Annotated in this window: 17 protein-coding genes; 7 read left to right on the top strand and 10 right to left on the bottom strand. The window is 73.7% G+C overall.

What is annotated here, in order from left to right; all coding sequences use genetic code 11:
- Positions 1–29: 29 nt before the first annotated feature.
- The gene (locus VT52_RS11045) at positions 30–437 is read left to right on the top strand and encodes an SSI family serine proteinase inhibitor (RefSeq protein ID WP_046419284.1); all 408 of its coding nucleotides are present in this window, start codon (positions 30–32) and stop codon (positions 435–437) included.
- Positions 438–446: 9 nt separating this feature from the next.
- On the opposite strand, the gene VT52_RS11040 is transcribed toward VT52_RS11045, so the two are convergent.
- Together VT52_RS11040 and lpdA are read right to left on the bottom strand one after the other, a co-directional pair.
- A complete protein-coding gene (locus VT52_RS11040) occupies positions 447–1,700 on the bottom strand; it encodes a M14 family zinc carboxypeptidase (protein ID WP_046419282.1) in 1,254 nt (417 codons plus the stop codon).
- Positions 1,701–1,824: 124 nt separating this feature from the next.
- Positions 1,825–3,309 (bottom strand): dihydrolipoyl dehydrogenase, encoded by a 1,485-nt coding sequence (gene lpdA, locus VT52_RS11035; protein WP_046419383.1) that lies wholly within the window; start codon positions 3,307–3,309, stop codon positions 1,825–1,827.
- Between the two features lie 88 nt (positions 3,310–3,397).
- Here lpdA and VT52_RS11030 point away from each other — a divergent pair, with 88 nt between their 5' ends.
- Positions 3,398–4,327 (top strand): LysR family transcriptional regulator, encoded by a 930-nt coding sequence (locus VT52_RS11030; protein ID WP_046419280.1) that lies wholly within the window; start codon positions 3,398–3,400, stop codon positions 4,325–4,327.
- On the opposite strand, the gene treY is transcribed toward VT52_RS11030, so the two are convergent.
- Together treY and glgX are read right to left on the bottom strand one after the other, a co-directional pair.
- Positions 4,314–6,656, bottom strand: a complete 2,343-nt coding sequence (treY, locus tag VT52_RS11025; RefSeq protein ID WP_046419277.1) for a malto-oligosyltrehalose synthase — start codon at positions 6,654–6,656, stop codon at positions 4,314–4,316. The genes VT52_RS11030 and treY overlap by 14 nt on opposite strands.
- A gap of 125 nt (positions 6,657–6,781) precedes the next feature.
- Positions 6,782–8,890: a glycogen debranching protein GlgX gene (gene glgX, locus VT52_RS11020; protein ID WP_046419275.1), complete on the bottom strand. Its 2,109-nt coding sequence runs from the start codon at positions 8,888–8,890 to the stop codon at positions 6,782–6,784.
- 280 nt (positions 8,891–9,170) lie between these two features.
- On the opposite strand from glgX, the gene VT52_RS11015 reads away from it, so the two are divergent.
- Both VT52_RS11015 and VT52_RS11010 read left to right on the top strand, forming a co-directional pair.
- Positions 9,171–10,409, top strand: a complete 1,239-nt coding sequence (locus VT52_RS11015) for an SAV2148 family HEPN domain-containing protein (RefSeq protein WP_046419273.1) — start codon at positions 9,171–9,173, stop codon at positions 10,407–10,409.
- A 110-nt stretch (positions 10,410–10,519) separates the two neighbouring features.
- Entirely contained in the window at positions 10,520–11,242 is a 723-nt protein-coding gene (locus tag VT52_RS11010) for a 3'-5' exonuclease (protein WP_046419272.1), read from the top strand.
- A gap of 88 nt (positions 11,243–11,330) precedes the next feature.
- Here VT52_RS11010 and VT52_RS11005 read toward each other — a convergent pair whose 3' ends face one another.
- Entirely contained in the window at positions 11,331–12,194 is an 864-nt protein-coding gene (locus VT52_RS11005) for a phosphotransferase enzyme family protein (protein ID WP_046419269.1), read from the bottom strand.
- Between the two features lie 303 nt (positions 12,195–12,497).
- On the opposite strand from VT52_RS11005, the gene VT52_RS11000 reads away from it, so the two are divergent.
- From VT52_RS11000 to VT52_RS10990, 3 genes are all read left to right on the top strand, one after another.
- Positions 12,498–13,049 (top strand): DUF1697 domain-containing protein, encoded by a 552-nt coding sequence (locus VT52_RS11000; protein WP_046419267.1) that lies wholly within the window; start codon positions 12,498–12,500, stop codon positions 13,047–13,049.
- 23 nt (positions 13,050–13,072) lie between these two features.
- Positions 13,073–14,089: a ketopantoate reductase family protein gene (locus VT52_RS10995; protein WP_046419264.1), complete on the top strand. Its 1,017-nt coding sequence runs from the start codon at positions 13,073–13,075 to the stop codon at positions 14,087–14,089.
- A gap of 440 nt (positions 14,090–14,529) precedes the next feature.
- Complete coding sequence (locus VT52_RS10990) at positions 14,530–14,853, top strand: hypothetical protein (RefSeq protein ID WP_046419263.1); 324 nt, start codon at positions 14,530–14,532, stop codon at positions 14,851–14,853.
- A 31-nt stretch (positions 14,854–14,884) separates the two neighbouring features.
- Here VT52_RS10990 and VT52_RS10985 read toward each other — a convergent pair whose 3' ends face one another.
- The 5 genes from VT52_RS10985 to VT52_RS10965 form a co-directional block, all read right to left on the bottom strand.
- On the bottom strand, positions 14,885–15,622 hold the full coding sequence (locus VT52_RS10985; RefSeq protein WP_046419261.1) for a sirohydrochlorin chelatase: 738 nt from the start codon (positions 15,620–15,622) through the stop codon (positions 14,885–14,887).
- A gap of 5 nt (positions 15,623–15,627) precedes the next feature.
- Positions 15,628–16,518, bottom strand: a complete 891-nt coding sequence (locus VT52_RS10980) for an ABC transporter permease (protein WP_046419258.1) — start codon at positions 16,516–16,518, stop codon at positions 15,628–15,630.
- On the bottom strand, positions 16,505–17,284 hold the full coding sequence (locus VT52_RS10975) for an ABC transporter ATP-binding protein (protein WP_046419255.1): 780 nt from the start codon (positions 17,282–17,284) through the stop codon (positions 16,505–16,507). The genes VT52_RS10980 and VT52_RS10975 overlap by 14 nt, the downstream gene beginning before the upstream one ends.
- 34 nt (positions 17,285–17,318) lie before the next feature.
- Positions 17,319–18,428 carry an aliphatic sulfonate ABC transporter substrate-binding protein gene (locus VT52_RS10970; protein WP_046419253.1) on the bottom strand — a complete coding sequence of 370 codons (1,110 nt, stop codon included), beginning with the start codon at positions 18,426–18,428 and terminating at the stop codon, positions 17,319–17,321.
- Positions 18,429–18,673: 245 nt separating this feature from the next.
- Entirely contained in the window at positions 18,674–20,008 is a 1,335-nt protein-coding gene (locus tag VT52_RS10965; RefSeq protein WP_046419251.1) for a sulfate adenylyltransferase subunit 1, read from the bottom strand.
- Between the last annotated feature and the right edge of the window lie 2 nt (positions 20,009–20,010).

Raw genomic sequence — 20,010 nt, 5'->3', positions numbered from 1 at the left:
GCGGGGGACGTCCTGCCGATGCAACGGGCATGACGTACTTCACCAGAGCGGCAGCGGCCGCCGGCGTGCTCCTGGCCGCCACCGGTCTCCTCGCCGCGGGCCCCGCCCAGGCGGCACCGCGTTCGCACGGCAACCGGCTGCACCTCACGATCACCCGGTCGGGCGACCGGGCGGGCGGCGATCACAGCGCCCTGCTGCGCTGCCTGCCGCCCCACGGCCATCCGTACGCGGCCGAGGCGTGCGCGGAACTGTCCGCGGCCCGCGGCGACATCGACCGCATCCCGGCCCGCAAGGTGTTCTGCCCGCGGATCTACTCCCCGGTCACCGCCACGGCGCGCGGCCGCTGGAACGGCCGGGCGGTCGACTTCCGGCGGACGTACACCAATTCCTGCGAACTGCGGGCGCGGACGGGCTCCGTCTTCGACCTCGGCGACTGACCGGCGGCCCTATCGACACGCCGGCTCCCGGGCCTGCCGGGCCGCCAGCAGTACCGTGCGCGACTGGTGCTCCACCTGGTGGTCCAGGGGCACCCAGCGGGCCCGGAAGCGCTGGGCGAAGGCGTCGGACCAGCCGGCGACGAGCCGTTCGAGGCCCGGCGCCGCCCGGTCGTCGCTCTCCCGCAGCACCCGCAGCAGCATCGCGGCGGCCCGCAGCGGCAGCCGCCGCCCGAACGCGTCCACGCTGCCGACGTACGCCATCGTGGTGCCGGCCGGCGCGGTGTGGGTCCAGTCCTCGGCCAGGCCCGGGATCAGTTCCAGCGCCCAGCGCGCGGCCCGCAGCAGCGGCCCCCCGGCGCCGTCGAGCCGGGGCAGCGCCTCCGCGAGCACCCGCTCCACCTCCAGCGAGTCGCGCAGCAGCCGCCGGGCCAGCCGCCGTATCGCCGCGGCCGGTGCCGGGTGCGGGGCCGGGTCGTCCACCAGGTCGCTGGCCCACATCGGCACCTCCACCACGGCGGTCAGGCCCCCGTAGCGGTGCGTGCGGTACCAGGTGCTGTGCCGGGCGTCGTCCGGCATGCTCGGGTAGGCGACGCCCGTCTCCGGCCCCGGCATCACATGCACCCCGGGCCCGGACGCCGGCCAGCCCGCGGCGTCCGAGGCGCCCGTCTCCACCGGGATGTGCAACTGGGCCGCGGACTTGGCGAACGGCTCCGCGAGCCCCGGCAGGTCCCGGGTCAGCTGCACCCAGCTGCCGCCCAGATCGGTGCCGTGCAGGGTCACCTGGAGGTAGGGGCGCAGCTCGTCGATCACCCCGGTCAGGGCCCGGGTCTCGGGCGGCAGCCGGTCCGGCGGCAGCACGGACGGCGACCACTCGGGCTGCTCGGCGCCCGTGGGCCGGTAGAAGCCGAGGTGGTAGTCGAGCAGGCTGCGCGGCGCCGGGGTGACATGGAGGGCGGCGCCGTCCGGGTCCGCGCACAACAGGAAGTGCCAGGAGGTGCCCGCGCGCAACTCGCGCTCCGCGAGCACCCGTCGGGCCAGCGCCCGCAAGGTCGAGCCGCCGGCCGGCTCGTTGGCGTGGGCGCCCGCCACCACCAGCACCGACCGCCGCGCGTGCCCCACCGACAGCAGGTGCAGCGGACGTCCCGCGCGCGAGCGGCCCACCTGCCGCAGCGCGCACAGCCGCGGTTCCGAAGCGGCCAAGGCCTGCGCACAGGCGACCAGTTCGGGAACGCTGGGATAGCGCAGCTCCGGCAGGAGACTCACCCCCGATTCGTCCGCCCTGCTTCGCCCTCCCAGTCCCGCACGGTGCGCGGTGGCTGTCAAGCGTCCGGCCGGATGCCCGCGCGGCATGTGCCAACCGGAGCCGGTGCCACCGCGTTCGCGGTGCTCACCGCTGGTGCAGCCCCCGTCCCGCGAGCGCCAGGAACACCTCGCCCACCGCCTCCGAGAGCGTGGGATGCGGGTGCACGTGCCGGGCCACGTCGGCCGGTTCGGCGTCCCAGCCGACGATCAGCTGGGCCTCGGCGATCAGCTCCGAGACCTGCGGCCCGACCAGATGCACCCCCAGCACCCGCCCGCCACCGGCCTCGGCGACCACCTTCGCCATCCCGCCCCGGCCGTGCACCATCCCCTTCGCGAGGGCGGTCAGCGGCATGCCGCGCACGGTCACCTCGTGCCCCCTCGCCCGCGCCTCGTCCGCCGTGAGCCCGACGGCGGCGGTCTGCGGCGAGGAGTACGTCACCCGGGGTACGGCCGCGTAGTCGACCGGCGCGGGCCGCAGCCCCGCGAGCGTCTCGGCGACGACCAGCCCTTCGGCGAAGGAGGCGTGCGCAAGACCGGGCGACGGCGGCGGCAGCAGATCCCCGACGACATGAATCCCCGGCACGGCGGTCTCCAGCCGGTCCCAGTCGGCCGGTACGACGAACCCGCGCGCGTCCGCCGCGAGCCCGGCCGCGGCGAGGTCCAGGCCCTCGGTCACCGGAACCCGGCCGACCGCCACCAGGAGCCGCCGAACCGTCAGCGTCCGGGTCTCGCCGCTCGCCACGCGCACCCGGGCGCGTACACCGTCGTCCAGCACCCGCGCGTCCAGCAGCCGTGCCCCCGTCCGGACGTCGATGCCCCGCCCCCGCAGCCCCCGGGTGAGGTGCCGGCTGACGTCAGGGTCCTCCAGGGGCACCAGCCGCTCGGCCGCCTCCACCAGGGTGACCTCCGCACCCAGGGAGCGGTGCAGGGAGGCGTACTCCACGCCGATGGCGCCCCCGCCGAGGACCAGGACCGAGTCCGGCAGCCCCGGCGCGAACAGCGCGTCGTCGCTCGTCACCACCCGCCGCCCGTCCGGCACGAGCCCGGGGAGCGCGCGGGGGCGTGAACCGGTGGCGAGGACAATGCCACGGCGCGCGGTGAGGTGGTGCACGCTGGGCGCGCTCCCGGCTCGCGAGCCCTCTTCCCGTCCGGCCTCCACCAGCACCGTCCGCGCCCCCGTCAACCGCGCGCTGCCCGGCCGCACCCGTACCCCCGCCTCCGCCAGGTGCGCCCGCAGCCCACTGTGGTTGCGCGACACGATGTCGTCCCGGGTGGCGACCAGCGCCGGCCAGTCGACGGAGTCCAGCGTGGCCCGCACCCCCCACCGCTCCCGTGCCTCGGTGATGCCGTCGACCAGTTCGGCGGCGTGCAGCATCGCCTTGCTCGGGACGCAGCCGCGGTGCAGGCAGGTGCCGCCCAGCTTGTCGCGTTCCACGAGGACGACGCCGAGACCGAGGGCGGCGGCGCGCAGCGCGGTGGCGTAGCCGCCCGTACCGCCCCCGATCACGACGACATCCGCGGTGTCCGTGCCGTCCACCCTGTCCGTGCCGTCCGCTGTGTCCGTGCTCATGCCCATCAGCCTGCGGCCACCCCTTGCCATGAGTCCAAGGCAATGTTCTTGTGGAATCCATACGCAATGCTCATGGGAGGACACGAAGTTGAGCCTGCGGCAGATGGAGTACTTCGTGACGGTCGTCCAGGAGGCGTCCTTCACGCGCGCGGCCGACACCCTGCATGTCACGCAGTCCGCGCTCTCGCACCAGATCAAGGCACTGGAGAAGGAGGTCGGCGGGGCCCTGCTGGAGCGGCTGCCCCGGGGCGCCCGGCTCACGCCGATGGGCCGCGCCTACCTGCCGCACGCCGAACTCGCCGTGCGCAGCGCCGCGCGGGCGCGCCGCGCGGCCCGTGCCGCCGCCGGGGCCGAGGGCGGCGAACTGCACGTCGCCGCACTGCACTCCATCGCCGTCGGCGCCCTGCCCGACGTCTTCGCCCGCTGGCGCGCCGCCCACCCGGGGGTCCTGCTGCGGCTGCACGAGTACGCCACCGCCGAGGCCCTGGAGGACGCCGTGCGGCGCGGCACCGCCGACCTCGCCGTCGGGCCCGAGCCCGCCGAGCCGATCGGCGCCGTCGTACCGATCGGCGCGGAGGAGATCGTCCTGGTGGTGCCGTTCGACGAGCGGCTCGCCGGGCGTTCGGCGGTGACGTTGTCCGGGCTGGCCGACCGTGCCTGGGTCCGCTGTGCCATGGAGCCCGTCGTGCACGGCGTCCGGTTCCTCGACTGGGCCTGCGGGCGGGCCGGGTTCGCGCCCCGGACCGCCGTGTGGACCGAGCAGTCCTCGACGGCCGTGCGGATGGCCGCCGCCGGGGTCGGCGTGTGCGCCGCGCCCGCCCACATCGTGCGCGGCGCCGTGGGTGAGGAGTGTGTGCTCCTGACCCCCGAGCCGTCCTGGCGGCGCCCGTTGGCCGTCTACGCCCGCACGGCGCCCACGGCGGCCGCCGCGGCCCTCGTGGAGCTGCTGCGCGCCCGCTGGCCCGCCGTGAGCGGCCTTCCGGGGCGGCCCGACCGGCTGCCCCTCACTCCTGGGTGATCCGCTCCAGCAGCGCCACCGGCCGCGCTCCGAACAGGTCCGCGAGGCGTACCCGGCCGGTGAACTCCCGCGCCGGTGAAAGCACATCGGTCCAGCGGCCGGGTGGCAGCGGCAGGCTCGTGTCCCGCCAGCCGCCCGACTCCGCGAGCCGCAGCGAGAGCCTGGTCACCGCCGTGACCACCTCCCCGGAGCGCGTGAAGGCGGTGCAGTGCTCCGCCGCCGGGCCCTCGGCGGACAGCGGGTCGTACGAGGCGGACGCACCGAAGGCGTCGGGCCTGCGGGCGCGCAGCCGCAGCGCCGCGCGCGTCAGCGCGGCCTTCTCGCCCGGGTTCCCGGGCGGCAGGGACGCCGGGCGGCGGTTGTCCGGGTCCACCAGGGCGCGGAACTCGCCCTCGGCGCCCTGGTACACGTCCGGGACGCCCGGCATCGTCAGGTGCGCGAGGGCCGTGCCGAGGACGTTGGCCCGGATGTGCGGCTCCAGCGACTTGCGGAAGGCGGTCACGCGTTCGCCGGGCGGGCCGCAGGGTCCGGCCGCGACGAAGGCCGCCACCGCCTCCTCGTACGGCGCCTCCCGCTCGGTCCAGCTGGTGTACATGCCGGCCTCGCGCACATGCTTCAGCAGGTACCGCCCCACCCGCTCCTCGTCGGCCACGCCCAGGCCGAACACCGTCTGCCAGGCCGCCCAGGCCAGTTGCCGGTCCGGGGAGCCCTCGTCGGACCGGGTCACCTCGGTCACCAGCTCCGCCCAGCGGCCGGGGCATTCGGTGAGGACGGCGAGGGCCGCGCGGACGTCGGCGCTGCGCTTGGTGTCGTGCGTGGTGACGGCCGTACCGGTGCGCGGCCGCTCGTGCTGGACGCGGGCGCAGTACGCGTGGAACTCGCGCGGGGAGATCCCCGGCCGGCCCGGGTCGCCGCCCACCTCGGTCGCCGACAGCAGCGGCACGTAGCGGTAGTACGCCGTGTCCTCGACCGACTTGGCCCGCAGCGCGGAGGCGGTCTGCGCGAACCGGGTGCGCAGTTCGAGCCGGTCGGCGTGGTCCGGCGCGGCCGGATCGCCGGGCGCCTCGACGAGCAGCCCGCGCACGAGGTCGACGGCCGCGGCCTCCTCGGGGACCGCGAAGGCGAGCCGGGCCTCCTCGGCGGCCTCCTCGGTGATGACGGCGGCCGCGTCCCCGGAGGCGTACGGCCGGTAGACCCGCATCCGGACCAGGAGTTCCTCCAGGGCGGTGCGCAGGGCCCAGGGGGCCCGGTCGCGCAGCGCGAGGTCCGGAGAGCCGGCGCACAGCCGTGCCGCGACCCGGGTGAGCCGCTCCGTCTCGGTGGCCAGCTCGTGCGTGAGCACCTTGTAGGCGGCGCGGCGGACCGTGGCGTCCCAGGCGCCGCCGCGGTCCTGCTGCGGGGCCGCGAACCCGCGGTACTCCGTGAGGAGTTCGACCGCCCCGTCCGGGTCCGTGAACAGGCCGTCGACCCGGCGCAGGGCGTCGTAGCCGGTGGTGCCCGCGACCGGCCAGGAAGGGGGCAGGTGCTCGTCGTCGGCGAGGATCTTCTCGATCACCGTCCAGCGGCCGCCGCTCGCCTCGTGCAACCGGGCCAGGTAGCCGTCGGGGTCGGCGAGCCCGTCGGGATGATCGACGCGCAGCCCGTCGGCCACGCCCTCGTCCAGCAGCTGGAGGATCTTGGCGTGGGTGGCGTCGAACACCTCGGAGTCCTCCACCCGCACCCCGATCAGCTCCGAGATGCTGAAGAACCGCCGGTAGTTCAGCTCGGTCCGGGCGAGCCGCCACCAGACCGGGCGGTACCACTGGGCGTCCAGCAGCTCGGGCAGCGGCAGCCGCTCGGTGCCGGCGCGCAGCGGGAAGACCTGGTCCCGCAGGCGCAGCGTGTCGCCGTCGGCCCTCAGGTGTTCCAGCTCGGTGCCGAGCGGGCCGCCGAGGACGGGCAGCAGCACCCGCCCGCCCCCGGCGTCCCAGTCGATGTCGAACCAGCGGGCGTACGGCGATCCCGGCCCCTCGCGCAGCACCTCCCACAGGGCGCGGTTGTGGCCGGGCGCCATCGCCATGTGGTTCGGCACGATGTCCAGGACCAGGCCGAGGCCGTGCTCCCGGGCGGTCCGGGACAGCGCGCGCAGCCCCTCCTCGCCGCCGAGTTCCGCGCGGACGCGGCCGTGGTCCACCACGTCGTAGCCGTGCGTGGAACCCGGGACGGCCTCCAGGACGGGGGACAGGTGCAGATGGGAGACGCCGAGCGAGGCCAGGTACGGGACGGCCGCCGCGGCGGCCGAGAACGGGAAGGCGGGCTGGAGCTGGAGCCGGTAGGTGGCCGTGGGCATCCCCGGTCCGGGTCGCGCAGAGGTCATGGGGACCTACGTACCCGCCCCGCCGCGTTTCGTGTCACCCGGACGGGGCCGGTGGGCGAGGCGGCCGATTCGCGCTCACCCACATGGCCTATGTCCTCCTACGCCGGACGCTGGAGGACCACGAGGCTGCGGTCCTCCAGCGTCAGCAGGTCGCCCGCCCCCGCCTTCGCCCCCGAACCCGGCGGGACCCCTTCGGCGCGGGCCGTGTCGACCACCACCTGCCACCGCCGGCCGTGGTTCACCGGCACCCGGAACTCCAACGGCCGCGGGGAGGCGTTGAACATCAGCAGGAAGGAGTCGTCGGTGATCCGCTCCCCGCGCGGGCCCGGCTCGGAGATGGCGTTGCCGTTGAGGAACACGGTCAGCGCGGACTCCCCCGCCGCGTCCCAGTCCCGCCGGGTCATCTCGGCGCCCCCCGGGGTGAACCAGGCGATGTCCGACAGCTCGCCGTGGCCGCCCTCCACCGGGCGGCCGTGGAAGAAGCGGCGGCGGCGCAGCACGGGGTGGTCGCGGCGCAGCCACACCATGGTGCGCAGGAACTCCAGCAGCGCCCCGCCGTCCTCGGGCCAGTCGAGCCAGGAGATCTCGTTGTCCTGGCAGTAGGCGTTGTTGTTGCCGCGCTGGGTGCGCGCGAACTCGTCGCCGTGGCTGATCATCGGCACGCCCTGGGACAGCATCAGCGTGGCGAGGAAGTTGCGGCTCTGCCGGTCGCGCAGCGCGAGCACGCCGGGGTCGTCGGTCTCGCCCTCGACGCCGCAGTTCCAGGACCGGTTGTGGCTCTCGCCGTCCCGGTTGCCCTCCTCGTTGGCCTCGTTGTGCTTGTCGTCGTACGACACCAGGTCGCGCAGCGTGAAACCGTCGTGGCAGGTGACGAAGTTGATGGAGGCCAGCGGACGGCGGCCGTCGTCCTGGTAGAGGTCGGAGGAGCCGGTCAGCCGGGAGCCGAACTCCGCGAGCGCGCGCGGCTCGCCCCGCCACAGGTCCCGCACCGTGTCGCGGTACTTGCCGTTCCACTCGGTCCACAGCGGCGGGAAGTTGCCCACCTGGTAGCCGCCCTCGCCCACGTCCCAGGGCTCGGCGATCAGCTTCACCCGGGACACCACCGGGTCCTGCTGCACCAGGTCGAAGAACGAGGACAGCCGGTCGACCTCGTGGAACTGCCGGGCCAGTGTGGCCGCGAGGTCGAAGCGGAAGCCGTCGACATGCATCTCGGTGACCCAGTAGCGCAGCGAGTCCATGATCATCTGGAGCACGTGCGGGGACCGCATCAGCAGCGAGTTTCCGGTCCCGGTGGTGTCCATGTAGTAGCGGGGATCGTCCGTGAGGCGGTAGTACGAGGGGTTGTCGATGCCCTTGAAGGAGAGCGTCGGACCCAGGTGGTTGCCCTCCGCGGTGTGGTTGTAGACGACGTCCAGGATGACCTCGATCCCGGCCTCGTGCAGCGCCCGCACCGCCGACTTGAACTCCAGCACCTGCTGGCCCCGGTCGCCCCAGGAGGCGTACGCGTTGTGCGGGGCGAAGAACCCGATGGTGTTGTAGCCCCAGTAGTTGCCCAGGCCCAGGTCCACCAGCCGGTGGTCGTCGACGAACTGGTGTACCGGCATCAACTCCAGCGCGGTCACGCCGAGATCGGTCAGATGTCCGATGACCGCCGGGTGGGCGAGGGCCGCGTACGTGCCGCGCAGTTCCTCCGGCAGGCCCGGGTGGCGCATGGTCAGGCCCTTGACGTGGGCCTCGTAGATCACCGTGTGGTGGTACTCGGTGCGCGGCGGCCGGTCGTCGCCCCAGTCGAAGTACGGGTTGATCACCACCGAGGTCATGGTGTGCGGCGCCGAGTCCAGGTCGTTGCGCCGCTCGGGCGCGTCGAAATGGTAGCCGTACACCTCCTCGCCCCAGCGCACCGCGCCGGCCACCGCCTTCGCGTACGGGTCGAGCAGCAGCTTCGCCGCGTTGCAGCGCAGCCCGCGCCCGGGGTCGTAGGGGCCGTGCACCCGGAATCCGTAGCGCTGTCCCGGCATCACCCCCGGCAGGTACGCGTGCCGTACGAAGGCGTCGCTCTCGCGCAGTTCCACCGCCGTCTCCGAGCCGTCGTCGTGCAGCAGACACAGCTCCACTCGGTCCGCAGCTTCGGTGAAGACCGCGAAGTTGGTGCCGGCGCCGTCGTACGTGGCGCCGAGCGGATACGTCTCTCCAGGCCAGACCTGCATGGCAACGACTCTCCCAGGTGGGCGGGCCGCCCGGGGGCCGGTCCGCGAGACGGCACGAAGTCTCCCCGAAAGCGGGAACGGGCCCGGCCGGGTACCCCCGGCTATGAAACCGCTCACTCCCCGTGTACGTCCGGTGGGGAACGGACTGCGAAAGCAGAGCAGTTGAGCAAAGCAGGCGGGGAACCGACCTGTCCATCCGGCTGCACCGCGCGGCGCTCCCGGAGTACCCTTCCTTGATCGTTGAGACGGGAAAGGCCCGGGGGCGGAAGGCGGTGCACGGGTGGGCTCGGGAGGGCTGGAGCTGCCCCCTGGTGGCGAGGGTCACGAGGGAGACTCCGCGGACGTCCCGCCCGGCGCGGTGTCCCTGGCGCGGCCGATGGACGCGGGATCCATCGGGCCGGAGCTGGACTGGGGCGCGGACGCCTGGCACGAGGTGCGCACCCGCGCCCAGCGGGCCGGCCGGGCCTACATCTGGCTGAACCTCGTGGAACAGCGGCTGCGCTCGGTCGTCGCCGCCGTCCTGCGGCCGGTGTACGAGCCCGTGCACGGCGACGAGTGGGTGGTCGCCGCCGCCGGACCGGCCGGCCAGGAGTGGGTGCAGCGCGCGGTCGCCGTGCGCGAGGTCAGCCGCCGCAAGGGCTACTTGCTCGACCCGGCCGACGACAACGTGCTGAGCTTCCTGACGCTGCCCCAGCTGCGCGAGCTGATGGTGCAGCACTGGCCCTGCTTCGAACCGTACTTCGACGAGCGCCGGGACCTCGAACTAGCCCTGGACGAGCTGGAGGTGACCCGCAACGTCGTCTCCCGCAACCGTGCCCTGTCCGAGGCGGTGCTCGGCCAGGCGGAGCGCGCCTCCGCCCGGCTCCTGGAGACGCTCGGCGCGGGCGGTGACGTGCCCTCCGCGCGCCGGCTGCCCGTCGACGCGGTCGAGGACCTGGTCGGCGACCGGTACGCCGACGTGGTCGCCGTCCACTCCGACCGGGTGCGGCTGATGCGCCAGTTCCCGGCCGAGGACATCTTCGGCGGTGCCCGGCGCCTGGACGCCATCGGCATCGGCCTCAATCTGCTGGTGCAGAACTTCTCCGGCCGGCGCCTGGTCCGGCTCGCCGAGTCCGGCTGCCGGGTCCGGCTGCTCTTCCTCAACCCCGCCTCCAGCTCGGTCAAGCGCCGCGAGCGCGAACTCGGGATGAAACGGGGCGAACTGAGCCGCTCCGTCGAGATGAACATCCTGCACATGCGCCGGGTGCGGTCCCGGCTGCGCGACCCGGACGCCTTCCAGATCCAGGTGTACGACGAGACGCCCCGCTTCACCGCCTACCTGGTGGACGGCGACGGCACCGACGGCGTCGCCGTGGTGCAGTCCTATCTGCGCGGGGCGCGGGGGATGGAGTCGCCGGTCCTGGTGCTGCGCAACGGCAGCCGCCTGGTCAAGTCGGACGACACGGGTGAAGCCGGGCTGTTCCCGACGTACCGTGAGGAATTCGAGCTGGCATGGACTGATTCGCGCTCCGTGTCCTGATCTGTCCCTCGGGTCTCACCGGAGAGCGGAACGCGGTCCTCTGATTGTCAGTGCCCCGTGCGAGGGTGGAGACCACTGGGGGAACGCACCATCGAGAAGGGGGACCGCCCATGGGGTGGCACCAGGAGCTGCTGGTCGGCTTCGACCTGGAGACGACCGGCACGGAGCCGCGCGAGGCACGCATCGTCACCGGCGCGGTGATCGAGGTCAGGTCCGGTGAGCCGCTGGGCCACCGGGAGTGGCTGGCCGATCCGGGCGTCGAGATCCCGGCCGACGCGGTCGCCGTGCACGGGATCAGCAACGAGCGGGCGGTCACCGAGGGCGAGCCCGCCGACCGGGTGGCCGACGCCATCGCCGAGGCCCTGGTGTCGTACTGGAGAGCGGGCGTCCCGGTCGTCGCCTACAACGCGGCGTTCGACCTCACCCTGCTCTCCGCCGAACTGCGCCGCCACCGGCTGCCGTCCCTCGCCGAGCGCCTCGGCGGGACCGCGCCCGCGCCGGTGATCGACCCGTACACCATCGACCGCCGGGCGGACCGCTACCGCCGCGGCAAGCGGAACCTGGAAGCGGTCTGCGCCGAGTACGGCGTCGTCCTGGACGCGGCGCACAACGCGTCCGCCGACGCTCTCGCCGCGGCCCGCCTGGCCACCGCGATAGCCGTCCGGCATCCCAAGATCGCCGCGCTCGGCCCGGCCGAACTGCACCGCCGCCAGATCGAGTGGTACGCGGAATGGGCGGCCGACTTCCAGGCATTCCTGCGCCGCAAGGGGGACGCGGCGGCGGTGGTGGACGGGCTGTGGCCGCTGCGGGAGCTGACCCCCGAGACGGTGTGACGAAGGCCGTCCGAGGGATTGCGGGGACGGCGGCGGAGCACCGGGACCGGGCCGGGAGCACCGGGCCGCGGGGGTGCGGCCGACGGGATCAGAAAGGGTACCAGCGCACCGACTCGTCCCCGTCCCGCAGCGACGCCACCCGGCGGCGGAACTCGGCCAGGGCCCTGGGATTGCTCGGCGCGTGCTGGGCGACCCAGGCGCAGCTGGCCGTCTCGCGAGCGCCGCGCAGCACCGAGCAGCCCTCCCACTCGCGCACGTCCCAGCCGTAGGCCCCGGTGAACGCGTCGTACGACTCGGCGGGCAGCCCGTACCGGTCGCGAGAGAGGGCCATCACCACCAGGTCGTGCTCGCGCAGATCGGCGGAGAAGGTCTCCAGGTCCACCAGGACCGGCCCCTCGGGCCCGATGTGGACGTTGCGGGGCAGCGCGTCGCCGTGCACGGGACCCGGCGTCAGACGGGGCGTCAGCGCGGCCGCGGCCGCCGCGAAACCGTCCCGGCGCGCCCGCAGACAGGCCGCGTCCTCGGGGTCGATCGCCTCGCCCGCGAGCCGCAGCCAGCGCTCCACCCCGCCCAGCAGCTCACGCGGCGGCAGCGCGAAGGGCGCCCGGGGCAGGGCGTGCACCAGGCGCAGCAGTTCGGCCAGGTCACGCGGCCCGGCGGGGCGCACGGCCTCCGGCAGCCGGTGCCACACCGTCACCGGGTGGCCCGCGACCAGCCGCGGCTCCGGCTCGGCCGCCCGCACCGCGGGCACGCCCGCCTCGGCGAGCCACCCGGCGACCTCCACCTCGCGCCGGGCCCGCTCCAGCAGCTCGGCGTCGCGCCCCACCTTGACCACCAGGTCACCGGCGGCGAACACGGCGTTCTCGCCGAGCGCGATCAGGGCCGCGTCCCCGGCCGCCACCGCGGGCACGCCCGCCGTGGCCAGTACGTCCCGCGCCCGCGCCTCGTCCATCGTGCCGCCTCCGTGCCACCGTCTGCTTCAAGCCGTTCCCGGGGAGCCGGCACCCGCCGTTTCCCCCGGTCAGTCTCCCACTCGGGCGGGCCCGGCCCCGCCGGACGTCATGGGATGTCCGTTCCGCCGTCAGAGATCCACTTTGTGATTACGAAAGCTTGTTGAACAAGTCACAGCTGCGTTCAGAGGTTGATCCGGCCCCCGCCGAAGCGGCATTGTTTCGCGCAGCCCGCCCCACGGGGGCCGGGTACCGGCCGTCGTGCCCGCCCCCACGGGGCACGACGGCCGCTCTAGACTCACCGTGTGACGACCTATGCGGCGCTGTTGCGCGGGATCAACGTCGGCGGCAACCGGAAGCTCCCGATGGCCGACCTGCGCGCACTGCTCGACACTCTGGGACACACCGGCGTCCGCACCCATCTCCAGAGCGGACAGGCCGTGTTCACCGCCGACCGGGGAGACGAGGAGTCCCTGGCGGGCGAGTTGACCCGGGCGATCGAGGAACGCTTCGGCTTCCCGGTGGACGTGCTCGTGCGCGACCACGCCTATCTGGCCGAGGTGGTCCGCGCCTGCCCCTTCCCGGCCGCCGAACTGGAGGGCAGACAGCTGCACGTCACCTACTTCTCCGCGCCCGTCACCCCCGAGCGCTACGCACATGTCGACCAAGCCGCCCATCTCCCGGAGGAGTTCCGCATCGGGGACCGCTGCCTGTACCTGTACGCGCCCGACGGCCTCGGCCGCTCCAGGCTCGCCGAGGCGCTGAACCGGCCGCGGGCCACCAAGGACCTGGTCGCCACCAGCCGGAACTGGAACACCGTGGTCAGGCTCGCCGAGCTGACCGCGCCACCGGCGTGAGCGAGGGTGAGGGGACCGGGTCCATGCGCTACATCGTGATCGGAGCGGGGGCGGTCGGCGGCACCGTCGGCGGACGGCTGGCCCAGGCCGGACACGAGGTCGTCCTCGTCGCCCGCGGCGGGCACCTGGCGGCACTCGGCGAGCACGGCCTGCGACTGCGCGTCCCCGAAGGGGAGTCGACGTACCGGCTGCCGGCCGTCGAGGGCCCGGAGCCGCTCGGCGAGCTGCGCGCCGACGACGTCCTGCTGCTCGCCGTGAAGACCCAGGACGCCGCGGCCGCGCTGGACGCCTGGGCGGGCGCCCCGGTGGCCGGTGGCGGCACCGCCGGTGAACGGCTGCCGCTGCTCTGCCTCCAGAACGGAGTGGAGAGCCCCCGGATCGCGCTGCGCCGCTTTTGCCGGGTGTACGGCGTCTGCGTCTGGCTGCCCTCCACCTTCGTGGAGCCCGGCGTCGTCTCCGCCCCGGGCACCCCGCTCACCGGCATCCTCCACCTCGGCCGCGCCGAGGGCGGCACCGACGACACCGCCCGGCGGATCGCCGCCGACCTCACGGGCGCCCGCTTCGAGGCGCCGGTCGTGCCGGACGTGGCCCGCTGGCAGTACGCCAAGCTGCTCGGCAACCTCGCCAACGCGCAGGAGGCCGTGAGCGGCCCCATCGAGGGCACGGCCGCCGAAGAGCTGTACGCCCGGGTACGGGCCGAGGGGGAGGCCGTGCTGGCCGCCGCCGGGATCGCCCACGCGAGCGGCGAGGAGCAGCGCGCGGTGCGCGCAGACAAGGTGACCCTGGTTCCGCTGGAGGGTGCCCCGCGCGGCGGCGGCTCCTCCTGGCAGTCCCTGGCGCGCGGCACAGGCAGCATCGAGGCGGACTACCTCAACGGCGAGATCGTCCTGCTCGGCCGGCTGCACGGCGTGCCCACCCCGCTGAACGAACTCCTCCAGCGCCTCGCCGGCACCTTCGCCCGCGAGCACCGGGCGCCCGGCTCCCTGCCGCTCGCCGACCTCGTCCGGCTGGCCGACGAGGCGCGGCGGGCGTCGGCCTGAGCTTCCCTTGGGCGTACGCGGGAACGATCCCGAACGGTCGATTCCGCTTTCCCTGAACCGGAGTTCGAACGGACCTCCTCCACGGTGGCCGATAACCGCCCCTGAGGAGGCTCGACGCGACCGCCCCCTGTGACACCCGGGTCACCCCCGGCGCAGAACGAAGTGCCGTCGCGGTCCGACGTCACAGGGGAACGCCGGACCGCGACGGTCTTTACCACGGCCCTCACTCGTACGGGGACGGCTCCGCGAACAACGCGACAAGTCCGTCCCGTTGTCCCTAGGGTGAAGCACGCCGGACGGCCGGAACGGCACCGCCCATCCCCGCACCGGAGCGTGTGCGGCCCGTTCCGCTAGCGCGGCCGGGGCCGTCGGCGGACACCCGGCCACCCGCGGGAGTGGCGATTTTCGGCCTACCTCTGATCCACGAGCGAGGACTGGACATGAGCACCTACGACTACGGACACCTCAACGGACCAGGACAGTACGGTGAGTTCGTCGGCCTCGACCTGACCCACGGCACGCCGCCGCTGGAGGCCCTGATCGCGGTCTCCGCCCGGCTCACCGAGGCGCTGCGCAGGGAGTGCCCCGGGCTGGTCCGCCAGGGCCAGATCATCGAGGCGGCCTTCGCGGAATCCGCCGACGACGGACTGCCGCCCAACCGCGGCCGCATCCGCTCCGCCCTGGACGACATCTGCATCGGGGCGTCGGCCGGCACCGCCAGCCTCGCCTACACCCGGCAGCTGGTGCAGGCCCTGGGACTGTGACCGCCGGCCGCCCCGGGGCGGTGGCGGCCCCTCAGGCGCCGAGCGCGTGGAGCGCCGGGCGGCACGCGGCGTCGTACCGGCGCAGCAGCAGCCGCGCCACCTCCGGCGCGGGCCCGAGCACCTCGGCGAGGACGTCCGCCCCGGCCGCGCCGCGCGCGATGCGGTCCGGCAGGAAGCCGGAGGCCAGGACGTACGGCGCGACGGCGACCCGCGCGCAGCCGAGCGCGCGCAGCTCCCGTACGGCGTCCTCGGTGCGCGGCAGACGGGCGGAGGCGAACGCGGGCCGCACGGCGCACCAACCGGTGTGCCACCACTCCCGCGCGATGTCGGCGATCACCGCGATCGCCTCCGGGTCACTGGACCCCGCCGAGGCCAGTACGACCCCGGTCGAGGACTTGTCCGAGGGGCTGAGCCCGGCCTCGTACAGCCGTCGCTCCAGCGCCGTGAGCAGCAGTGGCGAGGGGCCGAGCACCTCCGCCTGCCGGATCCGCAGCCGGGCCGGCGCCGCCCGCAGCACCGCCGGGATGTCGGCCTTCGCGTGGAAGGCGCGGGTGAGCAGCAGCGGCAGCGCCACCACGTCCCGGACGCCCTCCGCCGCCAGGGACCGCAACACGCCTTGCACGGACGGCACGTTGAAGTCCAGGAAGCCGGTCTCCACGCGCAGCCCGGGGCGCTGCGCGCGCACCCGCTCCACCAGGGCGTGCACGGTGGCGGCGTGCCGCGTGTCGCGGCTGCCGTGGGCGATGACGAGGAGCACGGGCGCTGCCATCCGGATCAGCCTCTCACCAGCAGGCCGCGGCTGCGCAGCACCCACCGCTCCAGCGGGCTGAAGATCAGCAGGTCGATGGCGATGCCGACGAACAGGATCAGCAGGATGGCCTCGAACACCATGGCCATGTCGCTGGCCGTGCGGGCGTTCTCCAGGAGCTGGCCGAGACCGGTGCCGAGGTCGGGGAAGTTCGCGATGATCTCGGCGGCCATCAGGGAGCGCCAGGAGAAGGCCCAGCCCTGCTTCATGCCCGCCACATAGCCGGGCAGCGCGGCCGGCAGCGTGATGTGCCAGGTGCCCTTGACCCCGGTGGCGCCGAGCGTGCGGCCCGCGCGCAGGAACAGCGGGGGCACCTGGTCCACGCCGGACACCAGCCCGTTGGCGATGGACGGCACGGCGCCGAGCAGGATCACCGTATACATCATGGAGTCGTCCAGACCCAGCCAGATCACGGCCGGGGGCACCCAGGCGACCGAGGGCAGCGACTGGAGGCCGGAGAGGATCGGCCCGATCGCGGCGCGCACGAACTTCACCCGGGCCACCAGCAGCCCCAGCGGGGTGCCGATCACCAGGGCGAGGCAGAAGCCGAGCAGACCGCGTGAGACGGACGTCCAGATGTAGCCGAGCAGCCTGCCCTGGAGCCAGTCGTGGCGGAAGGCGCCCCAGACCGCGCCCGGCGTGGGCAGCCTGGTCGGGTCGTCCACGATCCTCAGGGTGATCAGACCCTGCCACACCAGGAGGACGACGGCGATCGCGGCGAGCGGCGGCAGGACCTTGTCGACCAGGGTCCTGCGCCAGGGCGTACGGCTCGACCGGGTCGTCTCCAGCGCGTCGAGACCCGCCTCCACGCTGCCCGCCGCCGGGGCGCCGGTGGTCGTCGTATCAGTGCTTGCCATGGCGGCGGATCTCCCCACGCAGTACTTCGGTGATCTCCAGGGACAGTTCCGCCACGGGTGCGTCCTCGATACGGCGCGGCTGCGGGATGCCGACCTCCCACTCGCGGGCCACGCGGCCCGGCCGGGAGGACAGCAGCACGACCCGCTGGGCGAGGCGCACGGCCTCGCGCACGTTGTGGGTGACGAACAGCACGGACAGGCCGGTCTCCGACCAGATCCGGGTCAGCTCGTCGTGCAGCACGTCCCGGGTGATGGCGTCCAGGGCCGCGAACGGCTCGTCCATCAGCAGGAGTTGGCTCTCCTGGGCGAGGGCGCGGGCCATCGCGACCCGCTGGCGCATGCCGCCCGACAGCTCGTGCACGCGCTTGCCGTACGCGCCCTGGAGGCGGACGAGTTCGAGCAGCTCCTCGGCCCTGCCGCGCCGCTCGGGGCGGGGAACTCCCCGCAGTCTGAGGGCGAGTTCGATGTTCTTGCCGGCGGTCAGCCAGGGGAACAGGGCGTGTTCCTGGAACATCAGCGCGGGGCGGCCGTCGGTGCGGATGGTGCCGGTGCTGGGCTCGTCCAGGCCCGCCACCAGGCTGAGCAGCGTGGATTTGCCGCAGCCCGAGGCGCCCAGGAGGGTGACGAACTCGCCGGGCGCGACATCGAGGCTGATGTCGTCCAGGACGAGCTGGGACCCGCCCGGTGTGGCGAAGGACTTGGATACATGCTCAAGGCGTGCGGCGTACTCCACCGACCGCGCGGCCTTGGCGAGGGTCGTGGCCATGGTCGTCACCTCCTGGGACGTCTTCGGGGCGGATTCAGCTGGTGCCGAGGCCGGCGGCGTCGACCGGGCTCTCGCCCTCGGCCCGGAGCACCGTGTCGAGGATCGTCAGGTCGTAGATCCCCTTGAGGTCCGGCTTCTCCAGCAGACCGGTCCGGACCGCGTGCGCCGCCTCGGTGCCGAGGGTGGCGGCCAGCGGGTCGTCGGTGAACCGGACGGACTTCCACGCCGGGTCGAGCACATCGGCCGGCAGCGCCTTGCCGGAGTCGTCCGCGAGCTGCCTGTTCACGGCCCGCTTCGCCTGCTCCGGTTCGGCGTTGATCCACTTGTTGGCCTCGACGGACGCCTTCAGGACCGCTTCGACCGCCTTCGGGTGCTCCCTGAGGAACGCCTGGCGCACGACGATGTTGGTGATCACGAACTTGTCGCCCGGCCACAGCGAGGACTCGTCCAGGAGCACCCTGCCCCCCTCGGAGACCAGCCGGGACGCGGTCGGCTCCGGCACCCAGGCGCCGTCGACGGAGCCGGACCTGAAGGCGTCGGGCGTCACCTTGTTGTCGCTGCGGACGACCGTGACATCGCCCTTGCCGCTCTGCGGGTCGACCTTCCAGCCCTGTCCGGCGGCCCAGTCGAGGAACGCCACGTCCTGCGTGTTGCCCAGCTGCGGGGTGGCGATCCGCTTGCCCCTGACGTCCTTCAGGGACCTGATCTTCTTCGGGTCGACGACCAGCTTCACCCCGCCGGACGCCGAACCGCCGATGATCCGCAGCAACTTGCCCCCGGATCTGGTGTAGCCGTTGATCGCCGGGGACGGGCCGATCCAGCCGATGTCGATGGAGCCGGAGTTCAGCGCCTCGATCTCGGAGGGCCCCGCGTTGAAGGTGGCGTACTCGGCCTTGGTGGCGCCCAGTTCCTTCTGGAACAGGCCCCGCTCCCGGCCCACCAGCGCGGTGCCGTGCGTCAGGTTCGGAAAGTAGCCGATCTTGACGGAACCGAGACCGTCGATCTTCTCGGCCCCGGGGGCGACCTTGGCCGTGTCGTCGCTCCTGGCCTCGGAGCCGTAGCCGCACGCGGTGAGCGTGAGCAGCGGCAGGACCGCGAGCACGACTGCCGAGCGGCGCGGGAACGGGGGGGTGATGGCAGGCACGGGAGGGGTTCCTCTCGTTGGCCCGGCTGGTCACGGTCTCTCAGGTCGTGGCCGGGAGGTCGGCAGGTCTTCGTCTGTGCGGGGGGAGGGCGCGCGAGCGGTGCGCGTACGTCAGCGCACACATCGCGCCACCCCGCCCTGTCCTCCCCCGAACTCCGTTCGGGGCGATCCCCAGCCGAGGACGCCGCTGCCGACCCGCCCGCCCGCCTTCGCGAACATGGCGCGGAAACCGTGGGAGTCCATGCCTAGAAGTCCCAGCCGCCGTCGTCGGCCACGTCCTTGACCGGCTCCGGCGCGGCGAAGGACTCGCCGACCATCCCCGCGGTGAGCGTGGTGCCGTCGGCGGGGTCGATCAGGATGAAGGAGCCGGTGCGGCGCGAGTCGGCGTAGGAGTCGACGGGCAGCGGTTCGGCGGTACGGATCTTCACCCGGCCGATGTCGTTGGCGGCGAGCCGCCCGGGGTGCGGGTGCAGGGACAGGTCGTCCAGGGTGAGCCGGGACGGGATGTCCTTGACGATCGCCTTGACGGTCCGGGTGCCGTGCTTGAGCAGGACCCGGTGGCCGACGGTCAGCGCGGCGTCGGCGACATGGCACACCGTCGCCTCCACGTCCCGCGTGGTCGGCGGCGCGTCCTTGGCCGGCACGATCAGATCGCCGCGCGAGACGTCGATGTCGTCCGCCAGCAGGAGGGTCACGGACTGGGTGGTCCAGGCGACGTCGACAGGTTCGCCCAGCAGGTCGATGCCGGAGACCGTCGTGGTCCGCCCGGACGGCAGGACCGTGACCTCCTCGCCGACCCGGAAGCTGCCCGCGGCGATCTGGCCCGCGTAACCCCGGTAGTCGGGGTGCTCGGCGCTCTGCGGGCGGATCACGTACTGCACCGGCAGCCGGGCGTGGCAGTGGGCCAGGTCGTGGCTGACCGGGACGGTCTCCAGGTGCTCCAGGACGGTGGGCCCGCCGTACCAGTCCATGTGCGCGGACGGCTCCACCACGTTGTCGCCGGCGAGCGCGGAGATCGGGATCGCGGTGATCTCGGGGACGCCCAACTCGGTGGCGTAGGCGGTGAATTCCTCGGCGATCGCCGCGAAGACGGGTTCCCGGTAGTCGACCAGGTCCATCTTGTTGACGGCCAGCACCACATGCGGGACGCGCAGCAGGGCGGCGATCGCGGCGTGCCGGCGGGTCTGCTCGACCACGCCGTTGCGGGCGTCGACCAGGATCACCGTCAGCTCCGCGGTGGAGGCGCCGGTGACCATGTTGCGGGTGTACTGCACATGGCCGGGGGTGTCGGCGAGGATGAACCGCCGCCGGGGAGTGGCGAAGTAGCGGTACGCCACGTCGATCGTGATGCCCTGTTCCCGCTCGGCGCGCAGCCCGTCGGTGAGCAGGGCGAGATCGGGGCCGTCCTGGCCGCGGCTCGCCGACGCCCGCTCCACGGCCTCCAGTTGGTCGGCGAGGACCGACTTGGAGTCGTGCAGCAGCCGTCCGACCAGGGTGGACTTGCCGTCGTCGACGGAGCCCGCGGTGGCGAACCTGAGCAGCGTGGTGGCCGCCAGCGCTTCGGTCGTGACTGTGCTCATGG

Source organism: Streptomyces malaysiense (assembly GCF_000980885.2).
Classification (GTDB): Bacteria; Actinomycetota; Actinomycetes; order Streptomycetales; family Streptomycetaceae; genus Streptomyces; species Streptomyces malaysiense.
The sequence above is the reverse complement of the archived record's forward strand: the minus strand, read 5'-3'. Positions and strand labels throughout refer to the sequence as shown.

Excerpts from the sequence above, each read along its gene's own strand:
- VT52_RS11045 (WP_046419284.1), top strand. The coding sequence starts at position 30 with ATGACGTACTTCACCAGAGCGGCAGCGGCCGCCGGCGTGCTCCTGGCC.
- lpdA (WP_046419383.1), bottom strand. The coding sequence starts at position 3,309 with ATGAGCACGGACACAGCGGACGGCACGGACAGGGTGGACGGCACGGAC.
- treY (WP_046419277.1), bottom strand. The coding sequence starts at position 6,656 with ATGCCCACGGCCACCTACCGGCTCCAGCTCCAGCCCGCCTTCCCGTTC.
- glgX (WP_046419275.1), bottom strand. The coding sequence starts at position 8,890 with ATGCAGGTCTGGCCTGGAGAGACGTATCCGCTCGGCGCCACGTACGAC.
- VT52_RS11010 (WP_046419272.1), top strand. The coding sequence starts at position 10,520 with ATGGGGTGGCACCAGGAGCTGCTGGTCGGCTTCGACCTGGAGACGACC.
- VT52_RS11005 (WP_046419269.1), bottom strand. The coding sequence starts at position 12,194 with ATGGACGAGGCGCGGGCGCGGGACGTACTGGCCACGGCGGGCGTGCCC.
- VT52_RS10995 (WP_046419264.1), top strand. The coding sequence starts at position 13,073 with ATGCGCTACATCGTGATCGGAGCGGGGGCGGTCGGCGGCACCGTCGGC.
- VT52_RS10990 (WP_046419263.1), top strand. The coding sequence starts at position 14,530 with ATGAGCACCTACGACTACGGACACCTCAACGGACCAGGACAGTACGGT.
- VT52_RS10985 (WP_046419261.1), bottom strand. The coding sequence starts at position 15,622 with ATGGCAGCGCCCGTGCTCCTCGTCATCGCCCACGGCAGCCGCGACACG.
- VT52_RS10980 (WP_046419258.1), bottom strand. The coding sequence starts at position 16,518 with ATGGCAAGCACTGATACGACGACCACCGGCGCCCCGGCGGCGGGCAGC.
- VT52_RS10975 (WP_046419255.1), bottom strand. The coding sequence starts at position 17,284 with ATGGCCACGACCCTCGCCAAGGCCGCGCGGTCGGTGGAGTACGCCGCA.
- VT52_RS10965 (WP_046419251.1), bottom strand. The coding sequence starts at position 20,008 with ATGAGCACAGTCACGACCGAAGCGCTGGCGGCCACCACGCTGCTCAGG.